General features: G+C 69.9%; 17 protein-coding genes and 1 pseudogene. 7 read left to right on the top strand and 11 right to left on the bottom strand.

Annotated elements, in window-relative coordinates; all coding sequences use genetic code 11:
* Positions 1 to 48 precede the first annotated feature (48 nt).
* Genes NYE39_RS08630 through NYE39_RS08620 form a run of 3 tightly spaced genes read right to left on the bottom strand, consistent with a single transcriptional unit; the run spans position 49 to position 2,905 of the window.
* The gene (locus tag NYE39_RS08630) at positions 49 to 1,179 is read right to left on the bottom strand and encodes a tyrosine-type recombinase/integrase (protein ID WP_192910949.1); all 1,131 of its coding nucleotides are present in this window, start codon (positions 1,177 to 1,179) and stop codon (positions 49 to 51) included.
* On the bottom strand, positions 1,176 to 1,370 hold the full coding sequence (locus NYE39_RS08625; RefSeq protein ID WP_192910948.1) for a helix-turn-helix domain-containing protein: 195 nt from the start codon (positions 1,368 to 1,370) through the stop codon (positions 1,176 to 1,178). Before NYE39_RS08625 ends, NYE39_RS08630 begins: the two co-directional genes overlap by 4 nt.
* Entirely contained in the window at positions 1,367 to 2,905 is a 1,539-nt protein-coding gene (locus NYE39_RS08620) for a replication initiator (RefSeq protein ID WP_192910947.1), read from the bottom strand. The genes NYE39_RS08625 and NYE39_RS08620 overlap by 4 nt, the downstream gene beginning before the upstream one ends.
* A 497-nt stretch (positions 2,906 to 3,402) precedes the next feature.
* On the opposite strand from NYE39_RS08620, the pseudogene NYE39_RS17290 reads away from it, so the two are divergent.
* Positions 3,403 to 3,504, top strand: a pseudogene (locus NYE39_RS17290) (hypothetical protein); the annotation flags it as partial.
* A gap of 120 nt (positions 3,505 to 3,624) precedes the next feature.
* On the top strand, positions 3,625 to 4,080 hold the full coding sequence (locus NYE39_RS08615) for a hypothetical protein (RefSeq protein ID WP_226283372.1): 456 nt from the start codon (positions 3,625 to 3,627) through the stop codon (positions 4,078 to 4,080).
* 34 nt (positions 4,081 to 4,114) lie between these two features.
* Here the strand turns inward: NYE39_RS08615 and NYE39_RS08610 are convergent, their stop codons facing one another.
* Together NYE39_RS08610 and NYE39_RS08605 are read right to left on the bottom strand one after the other, a co-directional pair.
* Positions 4,115 to 5,383 carry an MFS transporter gene (locus tag NYE39_RS08610; RefSeq protein ID WP_192910945.1) on the bottom strand — a complete coding sequence of 423 codons (1,269 nt, stop codon included), beginning with the start codon at positions 5,381 to 5,383 and terminating at the stop codon, positions 4,115 to 4,117.
* Positions 5,380 to 5,994 (bottom strand): ArsR/SmtB family transcription factor, encoded by a 615-nt coding sequence (locus tag NYE39_RS08605; protein WP_226282712.1) that lies wholly within the window; start codon positions 5,992 to 5,994, stop codon positions 5,380 to 5,382. Before NYE39_RS08605 ends, NYE39_RS08610 begins: the two co-directional genes overlap by 4 nt.
* Before the next feature lie 730 nt (positions 5,995 to 6,724).
* Here NYE39_RS08605 and NYE39_RS08600 point away from each other — a divergent pair.
* A complete protein-coding gene (locus NYE39_RS08600) occupies positions 6,725 to 7,150 on the top strand; it encodes a winged helix-turn-helix transcriptional regulator (RefSeq protein ID WP_226282709.1) in 426 nt (141 codons plus the stop codon).
* Between the two features lie 181 nt (positions 7,151 to 7,331).
* On the opposite strand, the gene NYE39_RS08595 is transcribed toward NYE39_RS08600, so the two are convergent.
* Both NYE39_RS08595 and NYE39_RS08590 read right to left on the bottom strand, forming a co-directional pair.
* Positions 7,332 to 10,352, bottom strand: coding sequence for a M36 family metallopeptidase (locus NYE39_RS08595; protein WP_341012408.1), 3,021 nt, complete (start codon positions 10,350 to 10,352; stop codon positions 7,332 to 7,334).
* Positions 10,353 to 10,555: 203 nt separating this feature from the next.
* Complete coding sequence (locus NYE39_RS08590; protein ID WP_341012407.1) at positions 10,556 to 12,400, bottom strand: phosphoenolpyruvate carboxykinase (GTP); 1,845 nt, start codon at positions 12,398 to 12,400, stop codon at positions 10,556 to 10,558.
* Positions 12,401 to 12,695: 295 nt separating this feature from the next.
* Here NYE39_RS08590 and NYE39_RS08585 point away from each other — a divergent pair, with 295 nt between their 5' ends.
* The 4 genes from NYE39_RS08585 to NYE39_RS08570 all read left to right on the top strand — a co-directional run bounded on the left by NYE39_RS08585 (position 12,696) and on the right by NYE39_RS08570 (position 18,126).
* The gene (locus tag NYE39_RS08585; protein WP_341012406.1) at positions 12,696 to 14,021 is read left to right on the top strand and encodes an acyl-CoA dehydrogenase family protein; all 1,326 of its coding nucleotides are present in this window, start codon (positions 12,696 to 12,698) and stop codon (positions 14,019 to 14,021) included.
* Between the two features lie 44 nt (positions 14,022 to 14,065).
* Entirely contained in the window at positions 14,066 to 15,331 is a 1,266-nt protein-coding gene (locus NYE39_RS08580) for an acyl-CoA dehydrogenase family protein (protein WP_072625608.1), read from the top strand.
* Positions 15,332 to 15,482: 151 nt separating this feature from the next.
* Positions 15,483 to 16,277 (top strand): ParA family protein, encoded by a 795-nt coding sequence (locus tag NYE39_RS08575; RefSeq protein WP_341012405.1) that lies wholly within the window; start codon positions 15,483 to 15,485, stop codon positions 16,275 to 16,277.
* A gap of 97 nt (positions 16,278 to 16,374) precedes the next feature.
* Entirely contained in the window at positions 16,375 to 18,126 is a 1,752-nt protein-coding gene (locus tag NYE39_RS08570; protein WP_192910942.1) for a S8 family serine peptidase, read from the top strand.
* 84 nt (positions 18,127 to 18,210) lie between these two features.
* Here the strand turns inward: NYE39_RS08570 and NYE39_RS08565 are convergent, their stop codons facing one another.
* The 4 genes from NYE39_RS08565 to icmF all read right to left on the bottom strand — a co-directional run bounded on the left by NYE39_RS08565 (position 18,211) and on the right by icmF (position 22,988).
* Complete coding sequence (locus NYE39_RS08565; protein ID WP_192910939.1) at positions 18,211 to 18,966, bottom strand: helical backbone metal receptor; 756 nt, start codon at positions 18,964 to 18,966, stop codon at positions 18,211 to 18,213.
* On the bottom strand, positions 18,966 to 19,283 hold the full coding sequence (locus tag NYE39_RS08560; RefSeq protein WP_072625604.1) for a DUF202 domain-containing protein: 318 nt from the start codon (positions 19,281 to 19,283) through the stop codon (positions 18,966 to 18,968). The genes NYE39_RS08565 and NYE39_RS08560 overlap by 1 nt, the downstream gene beginning before the upstream one ends.
* Before the next feature lie 2 nt (positions 19,284 to 19,285).
* Positions 19,286 to 19,651, bottom strand: a complete 366-nt coding sequence (locus NYE39_RS08555; protein WP_072625603.1) for a YidH family protein — start codon at positions 19,649 to 19,651, stop codon at positions 19,286 to 19,288.
* A gap of 85 nt (positions 19,652 to 19,736) precedes the next feature.
* Positions 19,737 to 22,988 (bottom strand): fused isobutyryl-CoA mutase/GTPase IcmF, encoded by a 3,252-nt coding sequence (gene icmF / locus NYE39_RS08550; RefSeq protein ID WP_341012404.1) that lies wholly within the window; start codon positions 22,986 to 22,988, stop codon positions 19,737 to 19,739.
* Positions 22,989 to 23,066: the final 78 nt, after the last annotated feature.

Below are 23,066 nucleotides of genomic sequence, written 5' to 3'. Positions count from 1 at the left end.
CTGACAGCAGCCGTGACAGCAACCCGGGCATCCAAACCAGCCGGACCATCACCCGAACACCCCGTCGAGAGCATCTGCAGCCGACCGCAGTGACGACGGCATGACGTGACCGTAGAGGTCGGTGGTCATGCTCATCTGGGAGTGACCGAGAACCTCCATTACCACGCGAGGCGAGACGCCCTGCGCCAGCAGCAGGGACGCGCACGTGTGCCGCAGATCGTGGAAGCGGATCCGCCTCAGCCCGGCTCGCTCGATGGCCTCGTCGAGGAAGCGGTTGAGGTTGCGTGGCTCGATCATCGTCCCCTTCGACGTCGTGAAGACCAGACCGGAGTCGTGCCACGACGATGCCTCCTGACGCTCCAGCTCCTGGGATGCCCGGTGCTCGCGAAGGGTGTCGATCAGCACCTGGGGCAGGGGCAGGGTGCGTCGACTTCGGGACGTCTTGGGTGATCCCGTCACCAGCCCCACGCCCTTGCCGAGGCGCTGGACCGTCGCCCGCACGCGCAGCACACCCACGTCGAGGTCGACGTCCTGCCATCTCAGGGCGAGCAGCTCGCCCTTGCGAAGGCCGAGGGCCACTCCCACGGCGAACAGCGGGCGCAGTCGGTGCCCCTCCAGCGAGTCGAGGAACGTGCCCGCCTCGTCCGCGGTCCATGGAACGACCTCCTCCCTCTCGACGCGCGGTCCCTTGACCAGCGCCGCGACGTTGCGGTGGATCAGTTGATCGCGCTCGGCATCCGCGAGCATTGAGCGCAGCACGGCTCGGCTCAGCTGCACCGTGCGGGGCGAGACACCCGACTCCGAAACGGCGAGCAGCAGGCTGCGCACGTGCTGAGGAGACAGCGCGACCAGCCGCTGTCGCCCGATGTGCGGCAGGACATGCCGATCGAGGACCCAGCGATAGTTACTGACCGTTGCGGGCTTGAGTCCCGACGCCCCGAGCCGCTCGAGCCAGGACTGCGCGTACTGCTGCACGGTCACCTCCACCGGAGCGGCCGGGATGTGCTTCCGGTTCAGGCTGAGCAGGTCAGCCACCTTGCCGGCAACCTCGGCGCGGGTCTTGCCGTAGACCTGCCGCCGCTGCCGACCGCCGTCTCGGTTCAGCACGTAGACGGCGCCGGTCCAGCGCCCGTCCTTGCGCTGGTAGATGGACCCCTCGCCGTTGGCCCGGCGACTCATGCTGGCGACCATTCATCGCTGACCGCAGCCACGTACTCGCGCACAGCGGAGACCGGGATGCGACGCAGTCGACCGATCTTCACGCTGGGCAGGCGGTTCATCCGGATGAGGTCGTAGACCGCGGACTTCCCGACGTTCAACGCCTCAGCAGCCTCGGCCACCGTCATCAGCAACTTCTCTGCCATCGTCATGTCCTTCTCTCTAGTCCACTTCGGGTGGTGCGTCGTTGGGCTTTCCACAGGTCGTATTCGCGGGAGCGGGCGGCGGTGGCCAGAGCGAGGGCTTCTTCGGTGTCGTCGCGCCAGCCGGTGCCGGCGTAGGTCCAGGACCCGATGACTTGGGTGGTGGTGTCGGCGTCGTCGGCCAGGAGCCGGGCTTCGAGGTCGCGGGTGTCGATGGGGGTACCGGTGCGTCGGGACTGGGTGGCGAGTTCTTGCCAGCGTGATCGGGCGCGGCGTAGTGCTCCGAGGGTGATGGAGTAGCGGCGGGACTTGGTGCCGAAGTGTCCGCGGAAGCCGAGGCAGCGCACCCATTTGTGCATGCGGCGGTAGTCGTGCTCGGGGGCGTGGAAGGCTGCGGCGCGCTGGGCCATCTGACGGCACTGGTGTTGCAGCGCGATGATGTGGGGCCGGCTTTGTCCGTGGCCGTGCAGGCTGCCGGAGTCCTTGGTGGAGTACTTGGCGAGGTATCCGGCGACTTGGTCGGGAGTCAGTGGGCCGGTGGGGTCGTCGGTGCGGGTCCCGGCGCGCACGGTGCGCACGTCGACCTGGGCCCCGAACGCGAGGACGCGCGGGGTGTCGTCGTGGTCGACGGGTTCGGCCAGGACGGTCACGGTCGGCACGACGTCGCGGACGAGGTCGGCGAGGTCGTGGCCGGTGAGCGCGGCCGGGGCGGGGGAGCCGGTGCCGGCGGCGGCGGGTCCGTCGAGCCGGATGAGGGCGTGGAAGTGGATCAGTCCGCGGGTCTGGTACTCGGCGACCTTGGCGTACTGCACGGATGCGTGCTCGCTCAGGCGGACCTCGGGGACGTGCAGGTGGTGGGCGATGCTGCGGCGTAGCGCGATGGTGAAGCGTCGCCACAGCTCGGGGGCGTGCCATTGCCACATCACGGCGGAGGCGGTGTCGTGGCAGTCGGAGCACAGCGGGGACCCGTTGGCGGGGTCGTCTTCGTCGTGGATCTGGCCGCACCAGGTGGGCCGGCCGTGGGGGCAGCGTGTTTGGTCGTCGCGGCGGCGTGGGCGGCAGGCGCGACCGTGGCGGTGTCCGTGGACGGGCCCGAAGGATGGGGCGGTGAGGGTGACGAAGAGCAGGGGGTTGTCCCGCACGTGTGCGGGGACGGTCTTGCCGCCGTTGATGCCGGCGTGGATCAGGGCGTAGGTGTCTCTGGCGTAGACGCGGGAGCAGGCGGGGCAGGCCGAGGCGCGGCGGTTGCCGCAGGGGCGGTGCAGGACGCCGAAGGGCAGGTCGCGGGTGTCGAAGGTGGAGAGGATCTGCCCGGTGGTGGTCTCGACCGTGGTCGTGGAGCCGGCCAGGCGGATGGGGTGGGCGCAGTTGCCGGTGCTGGCCAGGGCGTCGAAGAAGGCGTCCATGGTGCCGTCGGCGATGCGGGAGGAGAGCAGCTCGGGGGTGCCGGTGCGGATGAGGGCTGGCACGTGGAGCGGGGCGTCTTCGCTGAAGCCGGGGAAGTGGTCCGGGCCGGCAGGGACGGGTGTGGTGTCGGTGTGCACGGTCCCTCCCAACCAGAAGGGTGTGCCGCGTGAACGGTGTTGCTGGCCTTGGGTTCACGCGGCACCCCCGGACTGTGGGGAGTGCGGCAAGGGAAGAAGTCGAATCTTCCGGCGCCGCAAGGCCGCTCAACGCCGGACGCACCGGCCGCATGGGGGCGGGTGCACGCGCGGATCGGTCGAGTGTGTGTAGCGGCCATCTGTCATGCGAGCGCACTGGGCCCGAGGTTGGGGAGCCGACCCCCAAGGGGAAATATCCCGTTCGTGTGTGAATGTCGATCCGCGCTATCAACGTTGCCGCCCGCAAATGGCTGACGCATCTTTCGCGGCAATCCTTGACCGAACCCTGACTCTTCGGTGACGATCTGGCCATCCACGTGACCCGCGCAGCCGTCTCTGTGCTGCCCTGAGTTCGCCACGTGCCGAACGCTTGTGTTGAGGAGGGGACCGTGCCGTCAGTCAATGATCGCGCCCTAGCTGCGGGGGACCCGAGTGCCAGCATGGATGCGCTGGTCGACGCAGCCCATGACCGATCTCCGAAGGTGCGGACCGCGGCGGCGGAGAACCCTTCAACGCCGCCGGACGTCCTAGCGCGGCTCGTCGAAGATGACCGATGGCAAGTCCGGTTTGCGGTGGCGGAGAACCCGAGCCTAGAAGCGTGCCGAATTGCCTTGTCGTGCACGGACCCCGATGTTCGAGGTCTCGCGGCACAACGTGACGGCGTGAGCACGGCACAGGTTGAGCAGATCCTGGAGGACCCCGTCCACTCGGTCAGAGAGCGGCTAGCGGAGGCGGCTACCGATGAAGGAGTTCTCCGGCGTCTGGCGAATGACCCCCATCCCCTGGTCAGGGCCAGCGTCGCGCTGAACGATGCGGTGCCCGTTGACGTCCTTCAGGCCCTCGCGCAGGACGGGCGTGCCCGCGTCAGGTCCGCCGCTGCTGCCTCCCGTCGCCTGCCGTACGAGGCACTGACGCCGATGGCGAATGACCGCTCTGTTGAGGTTCAGTGGCGTGTCTTGGTCAGCAGCCCTGAGCGGCTCGACCTCGCGGCCGAGATCGCCGAACACCCGGACACCATGAACGCCGACCAGGCGCGAACCCAGCTTCAACACCCTGAAGACTTCGTCTGGCCCCAAGTTGACCATCGAGGGATCGACCGGGGCTCGCGCGACCACTAGGAGATTGCCCGTGGCTATCGCAAGGTGAGTGACTTCAACGCACTGATCCTGATGTGCGCGTGGTTGGCGAACTGGAGAGGCGCTGTAGGCGACGCACGCTGGGGACGAGCAGGGTTGCCAGGGCGGTGGTGGCGTAGACGATGGCGGAGATGATGAGCACTGTCGCCACGTCGGCCCGGGTGGCGAGCCAGCCGTAGAGCAGGGTGCCGGCCGGGATGGCGATGAATGACCCGAGCATGTCGAAGCTCGCGACGCGTGACAGGGCATCCGGGGGGACCTGTTCCATCAGAGCGGTCCGCCAACCGGTCCCGAAGATCTCTATGCCTGCTCCCCCGAGCACTGCTGCGGTCGCGAGGAACCACGCCTCGGGCCTGAAGCCGAGCAGGCCAAGCGGGATCGCCATGACAGATACGCCCACCATGCCCTGCCGGAGTGGCCGGTTCAGAGGTAGCCGCATCAGGAGCAGCGTCATCCCAATGGCACCGACGGCTTGGGCGCTGACGGCCAGTCCCCAGCCGCGTGCCCCCAGGTGTGGGCTGGCGTTGGCGATCACTGGCCCGAGAACACCCCACGCGCCGGCTTGGATCGCGTTGATGACACCGAAGGCCGCGATGACCGCCCACAACCAGGTCCGGCTGTGCACGTGGGTCCAGCCCTCACGCAACTGTCCGAAGAACGAGACCGACTCACTCGAGCCCGTCGCGACCGTGCGAGGCGGCAGGTTGACGCGGGCCAACGCGAGGGTCGCGAGCAGAAAGGTGGCGGCGTCGGCGATGATCGCCCAGCCTGGCCCTGCCGTTGCGACCAGCAAGCCGGCGATCGCCGGCCCAAGGACCATCGAGCCGCGGCGTCCGAAGGCCATGATCGCGTTGGCCTGTTGCAGGTGCTCTCGGGTAACGAGCTGGGGGACGACCCCCTCAGTGGCGGGCATGCCGAATGCCGATGCGGCGCCACCAATGGCCACGAGGACCACGAGCGCCGTGATGGTGGCCCGGTCGGTGATCACCAGTGCCCCGACGGTGCCCTGGGCCAGGCAACTGACCACGTTAGAACCTTGAAGGACCAGGGTGCGCGGGAACCTGTCAGCGGCGAGACCACCGACGAGCACGAATGCCACCTGCGCACCGATGTAGGCCGCGAGCACCTGACTCAGCGCTTGGGCGGAGCCGGCGACATGCAACACGGCGAATGCCAACGCGACCGGTGCCATGCTGGTGCCCAAAAGATCCACTGCGTCTGACGTGCAGAACCAGCGGAAGTTGCGATCTCGTAGGACGGTTAGGGGATGGCCTGCCCGACTCACGCGTCCTCCAGCCCGTCGCGCATCTCGAACAGCGTCGAGGTGAACGAGGTCCGCAGCGCGCCTGGGGAGTGTGTCGGCAGTGCGCTGGTGTGGGCCAGCAGCGATGCTTGGTGCACCAGTTCCACGACCTGTTCCCACACCTGCGGCTCGAGCCACAGCTCGGCGTCCGTGCCGGTCACGTTGCCACCCGGCTGCCGCAGGGCAAATCGACGCCGCAGCTCGGTGGCGTACGCCTCCACCACAAGTGCCTGGTCGTCCGTAGGTGGTGAGCTCGAGCTCCCGCCCGCCCCCGTCGGCTCGTCCCGGCCCGGCAGGTAGCGGTACTTCTTCGCGCGGCCTCCCCGCACCTTTTCCACGCCCGTCTCGACGACCTGACCCGCCCTCGCCAAGACGCGCACGTGGTAGCTCGCGTTCGCCTGCGTGATGTCCAGAGCGCGGGCGATGTCCGCAGCACTCATGTCCTCACCCGTCAGCAGCGACAGAATCTGCAGCCGAACCGGGTGGGCCACCGCACGAAGACGCTGAACCCCTTCATCCTCCAAAGACATGTTGGGCAGTTTGCCGACATCCCGTTCCACCGTCAAACAGATCTTTGGTGGTCCGATGGTCACTGCTGGCAACATTGGCAGCGGACCTGCAGTCAGAACGCATATCGTGAGGACTTTCTCTACTGACTCAAGGCGGGCCTTCGGCCCGCGCCCGGCCGGCCGACTTCGGCCGCTCCGGTGGGGACCCCCGCGCTTCGGGCTCGTGCCTCGCCCTGCGCGCACCCCCACCTGCGCGCCCTTCGCCGCCGGCCGAACACGAGCAAGGGCACCCGGTTCTCCCCACACCGAGTGCCCTCACCTTGTGAACCGCCGACCCGCCGCTACACCCTCCGACCTCCACGGCCACGGCTCAAGCGGCCCGCGCTCACCGCAACAGGGACGCGCTCCGCGCCTGCGCACCACACGTGATCGAGCCTCCTGGCCGCTTGCCCCGCACCCGCTCCGGTCGGCTCTGCTCCGCTATCGGGTCGCCGGCTCCCTCCGCCCGACCTGACAGCAGCGATGACAGCAACCGGGGCGCCCGCCATCGCATCAGGTCGTGACAATCGGTGCTGCCACGCCGGAGTTCTCGGTGCCTGGCGTGCGCTGACCCACCCGTGAACGAGCCTACGGATCAGAAGGTTTGGGGTTCGAATCCCTACGGGCGCGCTCTGTGTTGAGACAGACGGACAGGCCCCGATCGCCACTGGCGACCGGGGCCTGACTCGTGCTCGGGGGCACGTAGCTCGGCGCCCAGCTACTTTCTTCGGGGAAGTTTGACTGGGGGTGCAGCCCACGACCCCGGAGGCTTCGCATGCCGCTTCGATCCGACTGGTCCGACGACCTGTGCCCTGTCCGGCGTTCGCTCGACGTCCTCGGTGACGGCTGGGTCCTGCTCATCATCCGCGACGTCCTCCACGGGCGAGGGCGCTTCGACACGCTGCGCGACAACCTCGGCATCTCCGACGCCGTCCTCAGCCGACGGCTGCGCTCGATGGTCGAGGCCGGCCTGCTCGAGCGCGTCGACTACTCCGACGGTGGCCGGACCCGGCAGGGATACGCGGCCTCGGTGGCGGGCGCCGAGCTGCTCCCGGTGCTGCAGCAGCTGGCGATCTGGGGCGAGCGGCACACGGTGACTCCCCCCCGACGGCGGGCACATGGCGCTCATCCACGAGGCCTGCGGGTCGGAGACGACGCGCGGCGAGATCTGCAGCGCCTGCGGCGAGCCGCTCGTCCCTGAGGAGATGTCGTGGGACAAGCCCTGGCGCGGCCGCCGCGACCGGCTCGTCGCTGCCGGTGAGCTGCATTCCCCGCGGTGACCTCCCTTCGTCCTTGCGGACGGCGTGCACAGGTGGGCGTGCTGGTGCACCAGGTGGGCGGAGAACGCCACGAGATGCACCAGCACGACCTTCTGTGCACGGTCAGCGGCGCATCACCTGGAACTCGGTCGTCGCGATGACGCTGCTGCCCGAGTAGGCGCTCGCGCAGTCGGTCGCGTTGGCCGGGTCGTCGTCCTGCTCGCCGGCGAACTGCTCGCCGCCCTGGCACTGGTTGGCGACGACCTCGAGCCGCACGTGCGTCGCTGCCGTCTGCGGGATGTCGAAGGACCGCATCTTCAGCTCCGGGGCGACCGGCCGCGGCACGTCCCCGGGGAAGGCGTCCTGCGGCGAGGTGTAGGTGACCCGGTAGTCGGCGTCGTCGGCGCAGGTCACCTTGCCCTTGGCGTTGCAGGTGAGGACCTTGAACTGGCGCAGGTTCTGGAAGCGGTTGCGGGCGAGCCCGCCGCTCGGGGCGCCGAGCGCGCTCACCTGGATCCGACGGATGGTCTGACGGCCACCGGCGAGGTCCACGGTGTACTGCTTCTGCGCCGCGCTCGGGTTGGCGGGCGTGGCGCCGGTCGTGCCCTCGTCGCCGTCGACGATGTTGCCGATGCCATCACCGTCGCCGTCGATCGTCGCGCCCGCAGCGGTGCTGGCGAGGTTGTCGCGCATCCTCACCCGCAGGTCGCGCGTCTGGTTGTTCTTCGCCGTCAGGGTGACGACCGTCTGCGCCTTGCCCGGGGCCGTGACGGTGTAGGTGCGCTCGCCAGGCACCACCTCGAAGCTGTCAGCGAGGTCGGTCGTTGCGTCGGTGTCGGCGACGGCTCGCGAGCGGGCGGTGTACTCACCGACGTAGACCTTGGCGCCCGAGATCGGGCGACCGTCCTCGTCGGTGGGGGAGAACCGCAGGGTCGCGTTCTTGGCGTAGGCCGAGGCGAAGGAGGGGGTCGGAGTCGTCGTCGACGAGCTGGCCGAGGCCGCGTCACGACCCAGGCCCCGATCGGCGAACCCGTTCCACAGGAGGTCCTGGTTGGCGCCGCCGAAGCGCAGCAGGTCGGCGGCGAGCATGGCATTGCGGGCGTCGACCATGCTCACGGTGCCCTGGGGCATGAGCAGCCAGGCGTCGAAGACGAGCTGTATCCACCGGCGGTTGCCGGGGCAGCTCGCCACCGCTGTCGTGCCCTGCGCGCAGGCGCGCTGGGCGGCGGCGTCGCCCGCGCCGTAGCGGTCGATGAAGGCCGACCGGATGTCGCCCTGGGTGGCCGACCAGATCTCGCCGTCCGCGTGCACCTGCGGGCCGGTGAGGTCGTAGCCGACGTTGGAGTAGTTGAGCGGGCTCTTGCTGAAGTTGTAGTTGCGGATGCCGCGCTCAGGGTTGCCAGTGACGTAGGAGCCCATCGGGGTCGCGGTCCCGCTCACCGGTGCGTAGCCCCACTCCTGCAGGTACTCGGTCGCCATCAGGTCCGACCAGGACTCGCCCATCGCTCCGGCCTGCAGGCCGGAGAGGCCGGCGTCGGGGCCACCGGCCATGCGGTTGCTGATCGCGTGGCCGTACTCGTGGCCGATGACCGACATGTCGTAGTCGCCGTCGACGCAGGGCGCGTAGAAGCTGCCCGCCAGCGGCTGCCACAGGTACATGTTGCTGTAGCCGCTCACCCCGTCGGGGGGAGTGCCCTGGTTGGCGTTGTTGCGCGACCCGGACTGCGCGCCCGACTGGGCGTAGCCGAGCTCGGGGTCGCCGCCCTTGCCGCCCCGGGTGCCGTTGTCCCGCTGCATGTTCCACGCCGTCTCGGTGAAGCCGAGCTGGTAGGACCAGTCGTGCATCCGGTTGTGCATCGCGAAGAGGTTGGTCGTCGCGGCATCGATGTCGTTGCGCTGGGGGCTGGCGTAGTTCGCCGGGTTGCAGCGCTCCTTGGTCCACTGGGCGGTGAAGGGGAAGACGTAGTTGCGATCGGGCTTCGAGGTCGCCGGCGTCACCGGACCTCCCGAGCGCCAGCGCTCACCCGTGTAGGCGTTGTTGCCGTTCGTCGTGCCGGTCGCGAGCTTCGTCGTCGGGTCGACGTCCCAGGCGAAGGGGGACGCGGCGCTCTTCACCGTCTCGGAGCAGCCGCTCGCTGCCGTGAGGCACCAGATCGAGCGGGTGTCGTTGGTCTCGGTGTCGGGCGTGCCGGTGAAGACCGACCACGTGGGGTTGTCGTCGTCGAAGTCGACGAGGCTCTCCCTGGCGAGGATCGACCCGTCCGCGGCGTCGACGTAGACCGAGTAGCCCTCTGCGGCACCGGCCCTCGTGACGACGTGATAGGCGGTGCGAGAGGTGCCCCCGGGGACGGGCACGGCGACCCGCTTGACCTGCTGCTGGCCCTGCAGGCCGGTGGCGGTGAGCGAGGTCCACGACGACGCGGCCTTCGCCGAGCGGGCGGAGACCCGGCTGATCCCGGTCGCCGGGTGGCCGATGTCCTTCGCGGCGCGCTCCAGGGCCTTCTCGGGGGTGATGCCCGCACTCGCCGGGGCCCGCTTCGCCGTGGTCGACGAGGGAGCGAGCGAGGAGCTCACGTACCGGGCGCTGCCCTTGTCGACCGCGACGACGACGAGCCCGTCGAGGCCGGCGGCCAGCCCGTCGATCTTCTGCCGGAGCATGACGACGTCGGCCGACCCGACCTTGTTGGTGGCCACGTGCTCCATGTCCGCGATGTCGGCGCTCGTCAGGCCGAAGGTGGTGCGCTCCCGGTCGAGGAAGGCGCGGGCGGCGGCCTCCGGGTCCGAGCCGAGGCCCGTGGCCAGGTCCCCCTTCGTCGTCGGGGTCATCGTCGCGACCGACCCGAAGCGGTTCCAGCTGATGCTCCCGGTGCCGGTGGCACCGCGTGCGGTGGTGGAGCGGTTGTCGGAGGCGGCCGCGCTGCGCTGCGCTTTCGACGGGGCGGCACTGCCCGAGCTGCGGTTGTCCACGTCGGGCAGGTGGTCGTGCGGGTCGCCCGCGGCGGGGGAGGCCTGGTCGGCTGCGGAGTCGCTGGACCCCGGGGCCGCGCTGGCGGTCACTGCGCTCTGCCCGACGAGGGCGATGGTCAGGCTGGCCGCAGCTGCGGCGGCAAGGGTGGTGGAGTGGCGTGGACGTGATCTGGACATGCGAGGTCCTTTCGAAGACGCACCCGGGTGAGGGGGTTCCGCGACGTGACGATCGTCACAGGGGGTGGCGGTGCCCGGACCATAGCGGCGCTAGCGGACCCTCGCATGTCGACAACGACGAAGGGCGTCACCCCCGTTGGGGGGCAACGCCCTTCGTCGTTCTTCCGGTCGGCCCGGCGCGTCAGCGCCGAGTCAAGGAAGGGTCAGGCTCGGGCCTGCTTGTCGAGGTCGGCGGCTACGCGGCGGTGGGCCTCCCAGATCTCCTCGGGCAGCCGGTCGAAGGCCTTGAGGTGCTCCTCGCGGAAGCCCATCTCCTGCTGCCAGCGGGCCACGTCGATGTCGAGGATGCGGTCGAGGTCCTCCTGCGGCAGGTCGAGCCCGGTGAGCTCGAGCTCCTCCTGCGTCGGGATGATGCCGACCGGGGTCTGGCGACCGGTGACCTCGCCCGCCTTGAGCTGCATGAGCCACAGCAGGGGGCGGAGGTTCTCGCGGTAGCCGGGCCACAGGTAGTGACCGTCCTCCGGGTCCTTCTGGAACCAGTTGACGTGCGCGAAGAGCGGCTTGTCCTTGGCGGCCCCGACGATGTCGAGGTAGTGGCGCGCGTAGTCGCCCTCGCCGTAGGCCATGAAGGGGCGGTTGGACATCGGGTCGTAGCGCAGCTGGCCCTCGACACCCTCGGCCGCGGCGGTCGCCTCGGCGCCCAGGGTCAGACCGTCGTAGACGCCCTCGGGCAGGTCGGTGATCGCGCGGATCAGCGGCTCGCGGTCACGCGTGCGGCCACCGAAGATGATCGCGTCGATCTCGACACCCGCGGCATCGTCGAAGTCGGGGGCGGCGTTGGGCACGTTGGCCAGCGTCGTCGTGAAGCGGCTGTTGGGATGCGCCCACGGCGAGGTGTCGCCGGGCTCGCGGTCGGCGATCGCGTCACCCTTCCAGTCGAGCCACCCGTCGACGTCGGCCGGCGGCTCGGGCGTGCGGCCCTCCCACCAGACCTCCTCGGTCTTGGGGTTGTAGGCGATGTTGGTGAAGATGACCTTGGTGCCCGGGTCGACCGAGTGCAGGGCCGTCGGGTTGGTCGATTCGTTGGTGTCCTTGGCGACACCGAAGACGCCGTACTCGGGGTTCATGCCCATGAGCTTGCCGGTGGACTCGTCGACCCACAGCCACGCGATGTCGTCGCCGTAGAAGTCGACCTGGTAGCGGTCGCCGAGCGCGTCCGGCGGCAGCATCATCGCGAGGTTGGTCTTGCCCGAGGCGCTCGGGAAGCCACCGGTGATGTGGTAGCGCTTGCCGGTCTCCTTGTCGGTGATGCCGATGAGCATGTACTGCTCGGCGAGGAACTTCTTCGTCGCCCAGCCGTCGTAGGCGCCCTGGCGCAGGCCGTGGGCGATCTTGCCGAGCAGCGCGTTGCCGCCGTAGGACGAGCCGAAGTGCAGGATGGTCCGCTCGTCGGCGACGGTCACGAAGTAGCGCTTGTCGTCGGGCGTGCCCTGACCGAGGTTCTCGAGGTCACCGGTGACGTGGACGGCGCGGACGAAGTCGTCCTGGACCGGCAGGTCGTTGACGTGCTCGACGCCGACGCGCGACATGCGGATCATGTGCAGCACGACGGGGCGGGAGTCGGTCAGCTCGACGCCGGTGGCCCACTGGGCGAGCTCGTTGCCCTTGGGGGACATGAGGTACGGCAGGACGTACATCGTCTTGCCCTTGGACTGACCGCGCATGAGCTCGGTCAGCTTCTCCTTCATCTCCGCGGCGGGGCGCCAGTTGTTGTAGACGCCCTTGTCCTTCTCGTCGTTGGTCGCGACGATCGTGCGCTCCTCGGAGCGCGCGGTGTCCTTGGAGTAGGAGCGGGAGTAGTAGCGGCCCTCGCCCGCGGGCAGCAGCTCACCGGCCTCCAGTGCCTCTGCGATGAGACGGTCGTCGTCCTGAGCGCCCACCACCTCGATCCGATCGGGCTGGGTGATCTCGGCCCAGTGCTTCACGTACTCGCGGACGGCCTCGTTGGTGAGACCTGACGCGTCAAGTGCGGCGTCGACGTCGACCATGCTGTGTTTCCCTCTCACGTGCTGGGTGTGCGGGCGGTCCCTCGCGGGTTCTCCCGGTTGCGGGCAGGCTACCGTCCGGCGGCTGGTCACGGCGGGGAGGTCCGGCGCGGCGAGGCGTGATGTGACCCACCTGCGGGGCGAAGGGGGGGCGTGAGCCTCTCCCTTCGACCGTCCCGTCCAGGGGGCTGCCGAAACTCGTAGTGACTCGCCGGTTTACCGATACGAGGTGTAGCAGGTACTGTCGGTATCGCACACTTTCCGTTCCACTCAGCACTGTCGCGAAGGGTTCTCCCACATGGCTTCCACCGAAACGATGTCCTTGGCCGACAAGGGCCAGCGACTCGGTCTGCGGCTCATCGCCAAGGCCGGCGGGCTGCCCGGCCTGAAGGACAAGGAGGTGCGCGCCAAGGTCGAGCGGTACCTCTACAAGGGCGCCGTCACCGGCTTCAAGGCGCAGACCGCTGCTGGGCGCGCCTTCACCAAGAAGCAGGGCTCCGGCGACCCGGCCCGCGCAGCGACGGCGAAGCCGAAGCCGCTCTTCGACCTCACGCCCACCGAGGACCAGCAGATGATCCAGGGCGTGGCGCGTGAGCTCGCCGACGAGATCATCCGCCCCGCCGCCGCGACCGCCGACGCCGAGCGCGCCGTGCCGGCCGAGGTCCGCACCGCCGCGGCCGAGGTCGGGCTCCACCTCGTCGGGGTCCCGGCCGAGCTCGACGGCATCGCCGAGGAGCGCTCCGCCGTCACCGGCGCGATCGTGCTCGAGGAGCTGGCCCGTGGCGACATGGGGATCGCCACGGCGATCATGGCGCCGGCTGCCGTCGCCACCGCCATCGCCGCCTACGGCGACGCCGACCAGCAGGCGACCTACCTGCCGGAGTTCACCGGCGAGACGCCGCCGACGGCGACCCTCGCCCTGCACGAGCCCCAGCCGCTGTTCGACCCCTTCGCCCTGCGCACCACGGGCCGGGTCGAGGGGGACGAGATCGTCCTCGACGGCGTCAAGGCCATCGTCCCGGGCGCCGAGGCGGCCGACCTCTTCATCGTCTCGGCCGCGATCGACGGCGCATCGCGACTGGTCATCGTCAAGCCCGGCACCGAGGGCGTGAAGACCGAGGACGACCCGGCCATGGGTGTCCGTGCCGCCAAGACCGCCCGACTCCACCTGGAGGGTGCCCGCGTCGCCAAGAGCGACCTGCTCGGCACCGCCGAGGACCACGCCGACGCCGTGCGCCGTGCTCGTCTGGCCTGGGCGGCTGCCGCCGTGGGCACCTCGCAGGCGGTGCTCGACCACGTGAGCGAGTACGTCAAGGAGCGCAAGGCCTTCGGCGAGCCGATCGGCTACCGCCAGGCCGTCGCCTTCACCGTCTCCGACATCGCCATCGAGCTGGCCGGACTGCGCCTCGTCGTGTGGAAGGCCGCCGCCCGCCTCGACCGGGGCGAGGACGCCAGCGCCGAGATCGCCCAGGTCCGCAGCCTCGTCAGCCGCCACGCGACGTGGATCGGCTCGAGCGGCGTGCAGCTGCTGGGTGGCCACGGCTTCGTCAAGGAGTTCGACAACGAGCGCTGGTACCGCGACCTGCGGGGCGCCGGAGTCCTCGAGGGCACGCTGCTCGTCTGAGCGCGGCCCCTTCACCCCACAGACCTGACACGAAGGACACGATCATGATCGACCTCGAGGTTCCCAAGAAGTTCCGACCCCTCGTCGCCCAGGCGCGCGGCATGGCCGAGGAGGTCTTCTGGCCCATCTCGCGCAAGTACGACCGCGCCGAGCACGAGTACCCCGCCGAGCTCGACCTCGTCTCGGCCGTCATCGACGGCATGTCCGACGGTGGCGCCGGCCAGGGCGCGGGTGCCTCCTCCTCGACCCGCGCCAAGGACGACGGCGCGGAGGAGGGCGACGTCGCGGCCGTCGGCTCCGGCCGCAGCTCGAAGAAGGGCCCCAAGGACAACAAGAACGGCTCCAACCTCTCCTCGGTCCTCTCCATCCTCGAAACCTGCCGCGGCGACGTGGGGCTGACCCTGTCCATCCCGCGCCAGGGCCTGGGCAATGCGGCGATCGCCGCCGTCGCCAACGACGAGCAGAAGGCGCGCTACGCCGGCAAGTGGGCCGCCATGGCCATCACCGAGCCCGACGTCGGCTCGGACTCCGGCGCCATCCGCACGACCGCGGTCAAGGACGGCGACGAGTACGTCCTCAACGGCGAGAAGATCTTCGTCACCTCCGGTGAGCGCGCTGAGCTCGTCGTCGTCTGGGCGACCCTCGACCGCAGCCTGGGCAAGACGGCGATCAAGTCCTTCGTCGTCCGGCGCGACAACCCCGGCCTGCAGCTGGTTCGTCTGGAGCACAAGCTCGGCATCCGCGCGTCCGACACCGCGGCCTTCGTCCTCGACGACTGCCGCGTGCCGGCGGAGGACCTCCTGGGTGACCCGGAGATCAAGATCGAGGGCGGCTTCGGCGGCGCCATGCAGACCTTCGACAACACGCGTCCGCTCGTCGCGTCGATGGCGCTGGGGCTGACCCGTGCGTCGCTCGACAAGACCACGGAGCTGCTCCAGGAGGCCGGCATCGAGGTCGACTGGGACCGGCCGGCCAATGTGCAGTCCGCCGCTGCCGCCAAGCTCATCGAGCTCGAGGCCGACTACCAGAGCGCCTACCTGCTCACCCTGCGCGCGGCGTGGATGGCCGACAACGGCAAGCCCAACTCGATGGAGGCCTCGATGGCCAAGGCGAAGGCCGGGCGCACCTGCGTCAACGTCTCCCTCGCCTGCGTGGAGCTGGCCGGCGCCACCGGTTACGCCGAGACGCACCTGCTCGAGAAGTGGGCCCGCGACTCCAAGATCCTCGACATCTTCGAGGGCACGCAGCAGATCCAGCTGCTCGTCGTGGCCCGCCGGATCCTCGGCTACTCCAGCAAGGAGCTCAAGTAGTCACATTGCCGTAGGGCAATGCGGTCTCGGGTGTGCATTGCCGTAGGGCAATGCGGCCTCGGGGGCTCACGACCTTCAGGAGACTGCGGCCGCCGCGGCGCCCCTTCGTCCCACCCCGGACGAAGGGGGCGCCGCGCCTTATCATCGGGGCGTGATCGTCCTCGCGGTGTGCAGCCTCAAGGGTGGTGTGGGCAAGACGTCCGTCACCCTCGGGCTCGTCGCGGCCGCGCGGGCCGCCGGGCTGCGCACGCTCGTCGTCGACCTCGACCCGCAGGGCGACTCGACCGCCGGTCTCGACGTCGACGGGGAGGTCAGCGCCTCGAGCGCCCTCGTCATCGACGAGCCGCGCCGCCGTCACCTGCGCGCCGCGACCCTGCGCAGCCACTGGAGCGACGGTGACCACCCGCCCGTCGACGTCGTCGTCGGCGGCGATGACCTGGCCGCGATGGACCGCACCGACCTCTCCTCCCGGCGGCTGACCTCCCTTCGCACCGTGCTCGACAAGGTGTCCGGCGACCACGACCTCGTGCTCGTCGACTGCCCGCCCTCGCTCGGGGGCCTCACCCGCATCGGTCTGGCCGCGGCCGACCGGGCGATCATCGTCACCGAGCCGGGGGTCTTCGCCATCGCCGCGGCCGACCGGGCGCTGCGGGCGGTGCACGACGTGCGCACCCAGCTCAACCCCCGCCTCCAGCCGCTCGGCATCGTCATCAACCGCGTGCGCCCCAACATCGGCGAGCACCGCTACCGCGTCGAGGAGCTCACCTCGCTCTTCGGGCCGCTCGTGCTGACCCAGCAGATCCCGGAGCGCACCGCCGTCCAGCGGGCACAGGGTGCCTACGTCCCGATCCACGCCCTGCGCAACCCGGGCGCCCGCGAGGTCGCGGCGCTCTTCGACGGGATCCTCGCGCACGCCCTGCGGGTGGCTCGACGGCAGCGTTCCTGACCATTTCCCGACTCGTCGATCGCCCCGGATGCGTGACCTGAGTCATACAGTTCCCGATGGCGGCGTACCGCCGCCGATCACCATCGGGAGGAACCACATGCGACACCAGCGCATGGCCGCGGTCCTGGGCGCCCTCGCGCTCGGGGCGACCGGGCTGACCGCCACTGCAACCGCCACCGCAGCACCCACCGCCGAGACCGGCTCGACCGTCTCCGCCACCGGGGCCGAGACGAGCTACGTCGTGCTCGCCGACCGTGGCGGCAGCGCCACCGCCCTCGCCAAGCGCCTCGAGGCGAAGGGGGCGAAGGTCGTCTCGGTCAACGACAAGGTCGGGATGGTCGCCGTCACGTCCACCGACACCGCCTTCGCCGCGAAGACGCGGGCGATGAAGGGCGTCTTCGGCGCCGCCGAGGAGGGCATCGTCGGTCGCTCCCCGCAGGAGCGCGCCAAGAAGCAGCAGCTCGAGCGTCCGCGCGCCCAGGCCAAGGGCAAGGCCGCCGCCGCGGGCCAGGGCCAAGGCAAGGGCAAGGGCAAGAGCAAGGGGGCCGACCCCCTCGACGACAAGCTCTGGGGCCTGGACATGATCAACGCGTCTGCCGCGCACCAGGTCGAGTCCGGCGACAAGCGGGTCAAGGTCGGTGTCATCGACACCGGCGTCGACGCGAGCCACCCGGACATCGCGCCCAACTTCGACCACAAGCTCTCGCGCAACTTCACCACCGACATCCCCGACATCGACGGGCCCTGCGAGGTCGAGTCCTGCGTCGACCCGGCCGACGTCGACAACGGCGGGCACGGCACCCACGTGGCGGGCACGATCGCCGCGGCCAGGAACGGCATCGGTGTCTCCGGTGTCGCGCCGGACGTCTCGATCGTCAACGTGCGCGCTGGTCAGGACGCGGGCTACTTCTTCGTCGGCCCCACCGTCAACGCCCTGACCTACTCCGCCGACGCCGGCCTCGACGTGGTCAACATGAGCTTCTACGTCGACCCGTGGGCCTACTACTGCGAGGGCGGTGCGCCCGAGGACAGCCCGGAGGAGGCCGCCGAGCAGGACATGATCATCGAGTCGATGTCGCGTGCGCTCAACTACGCGCACTCCAAGGACGTCACCATGGTCGGTGCGCTCGGCAACGCCGCGACGGACCTGGCCAACCCCGGGACCGACTCGGAGAGCCCCAACTACCCCGAGGGCAATGCCCACGACCGCACCATCGACAACTCGAGCTGCAAGGACCTGCCGGTCGAGGGACCGCACGTCATCGGGGTCTCGGCCGTCGGCCCGACAGAGCGCAAGTCCTACTTCTCCAACTACACGACCGACCTGACCTCCGACGAGATCGAGATCAGCGCCCCCGGTGGTGACTCCCGCGACAACTACGGCACCCCCGACTACCGCAGCCCGAGCAACCTGATCCTGTCGTCCGTCCCGGAAAACGTCGTCAAGGCCGAGGGCTCGGTCGACGAGGACGGCAACATCACCGAGGCCGGTGAGGGCTACGTCTTCAAGGACTGCGGCAGGGTCAAGGGCAAGGAGCAGTGCGGCTACTACGAGTACTACCAGGGGACCTCGATGGCCTCGCCGCACGCGGCGGGTGTCGCCTCCCTGATCGTCTCGCGCTACGGCAAGACCGCGGGCAAGGCCGGCTTCGGCCTCGCCGCGGACACCACCCGCGAGGTGCTGCTCGGCACGGCCCGCAACAAGGCCTGCCCCGAGCCGCGCACCGTCGTCTACCCGGAGCTCCCGGCGGCCTACACCGCCACCTGCGTCGGTGACGAGGACTTCAACGGCTTCTACGGCGAGGGCATCATCGACGCCCAGGCCGCGGTGGCGAAGAAGAAGCTCTGACGCACCACCACGAAGCGTCGTCCTGTGGTGCGACGCACGAGCCTCGAAGGGGGCCGGTCACCGCGAGGTGACCGGCCCCCTTCGTCACGTCGCGAGCGTCTCGTGGGCCTCGACCATCGCCGGGCCGTACCAGGTGAGCAGGCGGCCGCTCACGAGCCGGGTCGGCGCGTGGGTGAAGGCCTCCGGTCCGTCCTCGGCCGTGAAGACATAGGGCTCGTCGGGCAGGAGGACTTGGTCGACGCCGGGATGGTCGAGATCGGCCAGGTCGACGTGCGGGTAGCGGTCGCCCGGGTCGGCGTCGGGGCCGGCGAGGGCATTGGTCCAGCCGAGCCGCGTCAGCAGGTCGGTCGTGTAGGTGCGGGGGCCGACGGCCATCCACGGGTCGCGCCAGATGGGGACGGCGACGGTCCCTCGGGTGGCGGGCGCCGCTGTGCCCCAGAGCTGCTCGGCCTGCACCAACCACTCGGGCACCGGCTGGCGCAGCGCCTCGACCCACAGCCGGCGCATCGAGGTCAGCGCCGACGGCACGTCCTCGATGTCGGTGACCCAGACGGTGACACCTCGTTCACGCAGGCGGCGCACGTCGAGCTCGCGATTTTCTTCCTTGTTGGCGACGACGAGGTCGGGGGAGAGGTCGGCGATCGCGCGCAGGTCGGGGTTCTTGGTGCCGCGGACCCGGGCCACGTCGAGGTCGGCAGGGTGGGTGCACCAGTCGGTCGCGCCGACGAGGGTCTTGGGGCAGCTCGTGGCGATCGCCTCGGTGAGGCTGGGCACGAGCGAGACGACCCGCCGCGGGGGAGCGGTCAGGTCGACGGGCGCACCCAGGTCGTCGCGCAGCATCAGTGCACCGCCAGGGTGAGCAGCTCGGTCGCCGCCATGCCGGCGATGGCCACGGCGAGGACGAAGGGGGCCCGGCCGTCCCGTCGCCGGGTGGACTCGGGCTCGGCCGCATAGCGGCGGCGGCCCATGGCGAAGGCGGCACCGGCCAGACCGAGGGTGGCGACCATGATGAGCAAGGCCGGCGGTCCGATCTCGCCGGTCGTGTGCCGGGCGATGATCGCGGCTCCGGCAGCGGTCGTCAGCGAGGTGCGCTGCCACGACAGGGCGGTGCGCTCCGGCTGGGCGCCCCGCGGCGCCGACCTCGCGAGCTCGGTCATCGTCAGCCGCCCGCCACGACGACGGCGAGGGCGGCCGCGGCGACGAGCACGACACCGGTGATCACCGCAGCGGACACCCCGAGCGAAGGGAGTGGCTCCTCCCTTCGCATCGCCCGCTCGGCCATCGCCCACCGGAGGAAGGCGAGGAGCGGGCACAGCGCTCCGAGGGCGAGCAGCATCGCGGCCAGCCCGGTGGTCATCGCGGCGGGGGCACCGATGTCGATGACGTCCACGGCGACACCGGCGGCGAGCAGCGCGAGGGTCGTGCGCAGCCAGGCGAGGAAGGTGCGCTCGTTGGCGAGGGAGAAGCGGTAGTCCGGTTCTTCTCCCTCGCCGTAGACGTACCCGGGCCAGCGGTCTGAGGTCACGGTCGCAGGCTACCGAGGTCCGCATTGCCCTACGGCAATGCGGCCGGGAGTGCGCATTGCCGTAGGGCAATGCGCGAGAGGGGCGTCAGACATTGCGGCGATACTGGCCGCCCACCTCGAAGAAGGCGTCGGTCACCTGCTGCAGGCTGCACACCCGGGCCGCGTCCATGAGCACGGCGAAGACGTTGGCGTCGGTCGTCGCCGCCTCCTTGAGGCGCGCGATCGCCTCCTCGGCGTGTTCGCGGTGCGTCTCCTGGTAGGTCTGCACCCGCTCGAGCTGGGAGCGCTTCTCCGACTCGGTGGCGCGGGCGAGCTCGATCTCGTCGGGCTCTCCCTTCGCGCCGTCCTCACGCAGGAAGGTGTTGACGCCGATGATCGGCAGGGACCCGTCGTGCTTGCGGTGCTCGTAGAGCAGCGACTCGTCCTGGATGCGGCCACGCTGGTAGCCGGTCTCCATGGCGCCGAGGACACCGCCGCGGTCGTTGATCCGGTCGAACTCGGTGAGCACGGCCTCCTCGACGAGGTCGGTGAGCTCGTCGATGATGAAGGACCCCTGGAGCGGGTTCTCGTTCATCGACAGGCCCCACTCGCGGCTGATGATCAGCTGGATCGCCAGGGCTCGGCGCACCGACTCGGTGGACGGCGTCGTCACGGCCTCGTCGTAGGCGTTGGTGTGCAGGCTGTTGGCGTTGTCGTAGAGCGCGTTGAGCGCCTGCAGCGTCGTGCGGATGTCGTTGAAGTCCATCTCCTGCGCGTGCAGCGACCGGCCGCTCGTCTGGATGTGGTACTTCAGCTTCTGGCTGCGGTCGTTGGCGCCGTACTTCTCCTTCATGGCGACCGCCCAGATGCGGCGGGCGACGCGGCCGAGGACCGAGTACTCGGGGTCCATGCCGGAGGAGAAGAAGAAGGACAGGTTGGGCGCGAAGTCGTTGATGTCCATGCCCCGCGCGAGGTAGGCCTCGACGTAGGTGAAGCCGTTGGCCAGGGTGAAGGCCAACTGGCTGATGGGGTTGGCCCCGGCCTCGGCGATGTGGTAGCCGGAGATGCTCACCGAGTAGAAGTTGCGCACCCCCTGCTCGATGAACCACTCCTGGATGTCGGCCATCAGCCGCAGGCTGAACTCCGTGGAGAACAGGCAGGTGTTCTGCCCCTGGTCCTCCTTGAGGATGTCGGCCTGCACCGTGCCGCGGACGTTCTGCAGGGCGTGGGCGCGCAGCTCCTCGGCCTCGGCACCGGAGGGCTCGCGGCCCTCGCGCTCGCGGAAGGCGTCGACCTGCTGGTCGATCGCCGTGTTGAGGAAGAAGGCGAGGACTGTCGGCGCGGGGCCGTTGATCGTCATCGACACGCTTGTCGTGGGGGAGACGAGGTCGAAGCCCGAGTAGAGGGCCTTCATGTCGTCGAGGGTGGCGACGGAGACGCCCGAGGTGCCGACCTTGCCGTAGATGTCGGGGCGCTCACCCGGGTCGCGCCCGTAGAGGGTCACCGAGTCGAAGGCCGTCGACAGACGGGTCGCCGGCTGGCCCTGCGAGAGCAGCTTGAAGCGGCGGTTGGTGCGGAAGGGATCGCCCTCGCCGGCGAACATGCGCGCCGGGTCCTCGTTGTCGCGCTTGAAGGGGAAGACTCCGGCGGTGTACGGGAAGAAGCCCGGCAGGTTCTCCGACCGCCAGAAGGTGACGAGGTCGCCGTGGTCGGTGTGCTTGGGCAGGGCGACGCGCGGGATCTTGTTGCCCGACAGCGACTCCTTGGTCAGCGTGGTGTGCAGCTCCTTGCCGCGGATCGTCACGACCTGCTCGTCCCCGGAGTAGGACTCGACGACCGAGGGCCAGCGCTCGATCTGGTCGGCGACCTCGGTGGGCAGCGCCTTGCGGGCCGCGTCGAGCAGCTCGTCGACGCCGTGGCCGTCCTTGCCCGCGGCGGTCAGCTCGTCGTCGACGGCCGCGAGCCGCTGCACGCGGCGGGCGCTGTCGGCGAGCTCGGTCGTGCGTGCGTGGTAGCCGCGGACGGCCTCGCTGATCTCGGCGAGGTAGCGCACCCGGGTGGCCGGGACGACCTGGCCGAAGCGGGTGGAGTGCTTGGTGTCGACGGGTGCCAGCTGGCTCTCCTCGACCGGCAGCCCCTTGGCCGCCAGCAGGTCGCGCAGGTGCTGGTAGAGGCCGGTGACGCCGTCGTCGTTGAAGGTTGCGGCCGAGGTGCCGAAGACCGGCATGTCCTCGGGGCGTTGGCCGAAGGCCTCACGGTTGCGGACGAGCTGGCGGCCGACGTCGCGCAGGGCGTCGGCGGCGCCGCGGCGCTCGAACTTGTTGATCGCCACGACCTCGGCGAAGTCGAGCATGTCGATCTTCTCCAGCTGGCTGGCCGCGCCGAACTCCGGCGTCATGACGTACATCGGCACGTCGACGAAGGGGACGATCGCGGCGTCGCCCTGACCGATGCCGGGCGTCTCGACGACGACGAGGTCGAAGCCCGCGGCCTTGGTGATGTCGATGACCGTCGACAGGGCCTCGGGCACCTCACGGTCGCCACGGGTAGCGAGGGATCGGAAGAAGACGGGGGAGGCCCCGGAGGTGCTCTCGCCGAGGGAGTTCATCCGGATGCGGTCGCCGAGCAGGGCGCCACCGCCCTTGCGCCTCGTCGGGTCGACGGCGATGACGGCGATGCGCAGCTTGTCCTGCTGGTCGACGCGGAAGCGGCGCACGAGCTCGTCGGTGAGCGAGGACTTGCCTGAGCCGCCCGTGCCGGTCAGGCCGAGGACGGGGGCGTGGGACTTCTTCGCCGCCTCGGCGATGCCGCCGAGGAAGGTCTCGTCGAGGTGGCCGAGCTCGGCGCCCGAGATGGCACGCGCCAGGGCGGCGCGCTCGCCGGCGAGCACCGCCTCGAGGGCGGCCGGGCCGTCCTCCCAGACGTCGGTGTCGCAGTCGGTGATCAGCTGGTTGATCATGCCGGGCAGGCCGAGTCGCTGGCCGTCCTCGGGGGAGAAGATCGTCACGCCGGCCTCGCGCAGCCGGGCGATCTCCTCGGGGACGATGACCCCTCCGCCGCCGCCGAAGACCTTGACGTGGCCGGCGCCCTGCTCGCGCAGCAGCTGGGTGAGGTACTCGAAGTACTCGACGTGCCCGCCCTGGTAGGACGAGACGGCGACTCCCTGCACGTCCTCGTCGATGGCCGCGTCGACGACCTCCTGGACGGAGCGGTTGTGCCCGAGGTGGATCACCTCCGCGCCCTGGCTCTGCATGATGCGGCGCATGATGTTGATCGACGCGTCGTGGCCGTCGAAGAGCGCGGAGGCCGTGACGAACCGGACCGGGTGGGTCGGGGAGTGCAGCTCGGGCTTGGACATGTCCTACCTCGTCGTCGAAGTGCGGGTTCACCCAAATGCTAGGACATCCAAGTAATTTTGGGAAACGGTGCCGCCCCC

The organism is Janibacter sp. FSL W8-0316 (genome assembly GCF_038004165.1).
Classification (GTDB): Bacteria; Actinomycetota; Actinomycetes; order Actinomycetales; family Dermatophilaceae; genus Janibacter; species Janibacter indicus.
The sequence above is the reverse complement of the archived record's forward strand: the minus strand, read 5'-3'. Positions and strand labels throughout refer to the sequence as shown.

Coding starts and splice junctions, on each gene's coding strand:
- NYE39_RS08630 (WP_192910949.1), bottom strand. CDS start 1,179: ATGAGTCGCCGGGCCAACGGCGAGGGGTCCATCTACCAGCGCAAGGAC.
- NYE39_RS08625 (WP_192910948.1), bottom strand. CDS start 1,370: ATGACGATGGCAGAGAAGTTGCTGATGACGGTGGCCGAGGCTGCTGAG.
- NYE39_RS08600 (WP_226282709.1), top strand. CDS start 6,725: ATGCCGCTTCGATCCGACTGGTCCGACGACCTGTGCCCTGTCCGGCGT.
- NYE39_RS08595 (WP_341012408.1), bottom strand. CDS start 10,352: ATGTCCAGATCACGTCCACGCCACTCCACCACCCTTGCCGCCGCAGCT.
- NYE39_RS08590 (WP_341012407.1), bottom strand. CDS start 12,400: ATGGTCGACGTCGACGCCGCACTTGACGCGTCAGGTCTCACCAACGAG.
- NYE39_RS08585 (WP_341012406.1), top strand. CDS start 12,696: ATGGCTTCCACCGAAACGATGTCCTTGGCCGACAAGGGCCAGCGACTC.
- NYE39_RS08580 (WP_072625608.1), top strand. CDS start 14,066: ATGATCGACCTCGAGGTTCCCAAGAAGTTCCGACCCCTCGTCGCCCAG.
- NYE39_RS08570 (WP_192910942.1), top strand. CDS start 16,375: ATGCGACACCAGCGCATGGCCGCGGTCCTGGGCGCCCTCGCGCTCGGG.
- NYE39_RS08565 (WP_192910939.1), bottom strand. CDS start 18,966: ATGCTGCGCGACGACCTGGGTGCGCCCGTCGACCTGACCGCTCCCCCG.
- NYE39_RS08560 (WP_072625604.1), bottom strand. CDS start 19,283: ATGACCGAGCTCGCGAGGTCGGCGCCGCGGGGCGCCCAGCCGGAGCGC.
- icmF (WP_341012404.1), bottom strand. CDS start 22,988: ATGTCCAAGCCCGAGCTGCACTCCCCGACCCACCCGGTCCGGTTCGTC.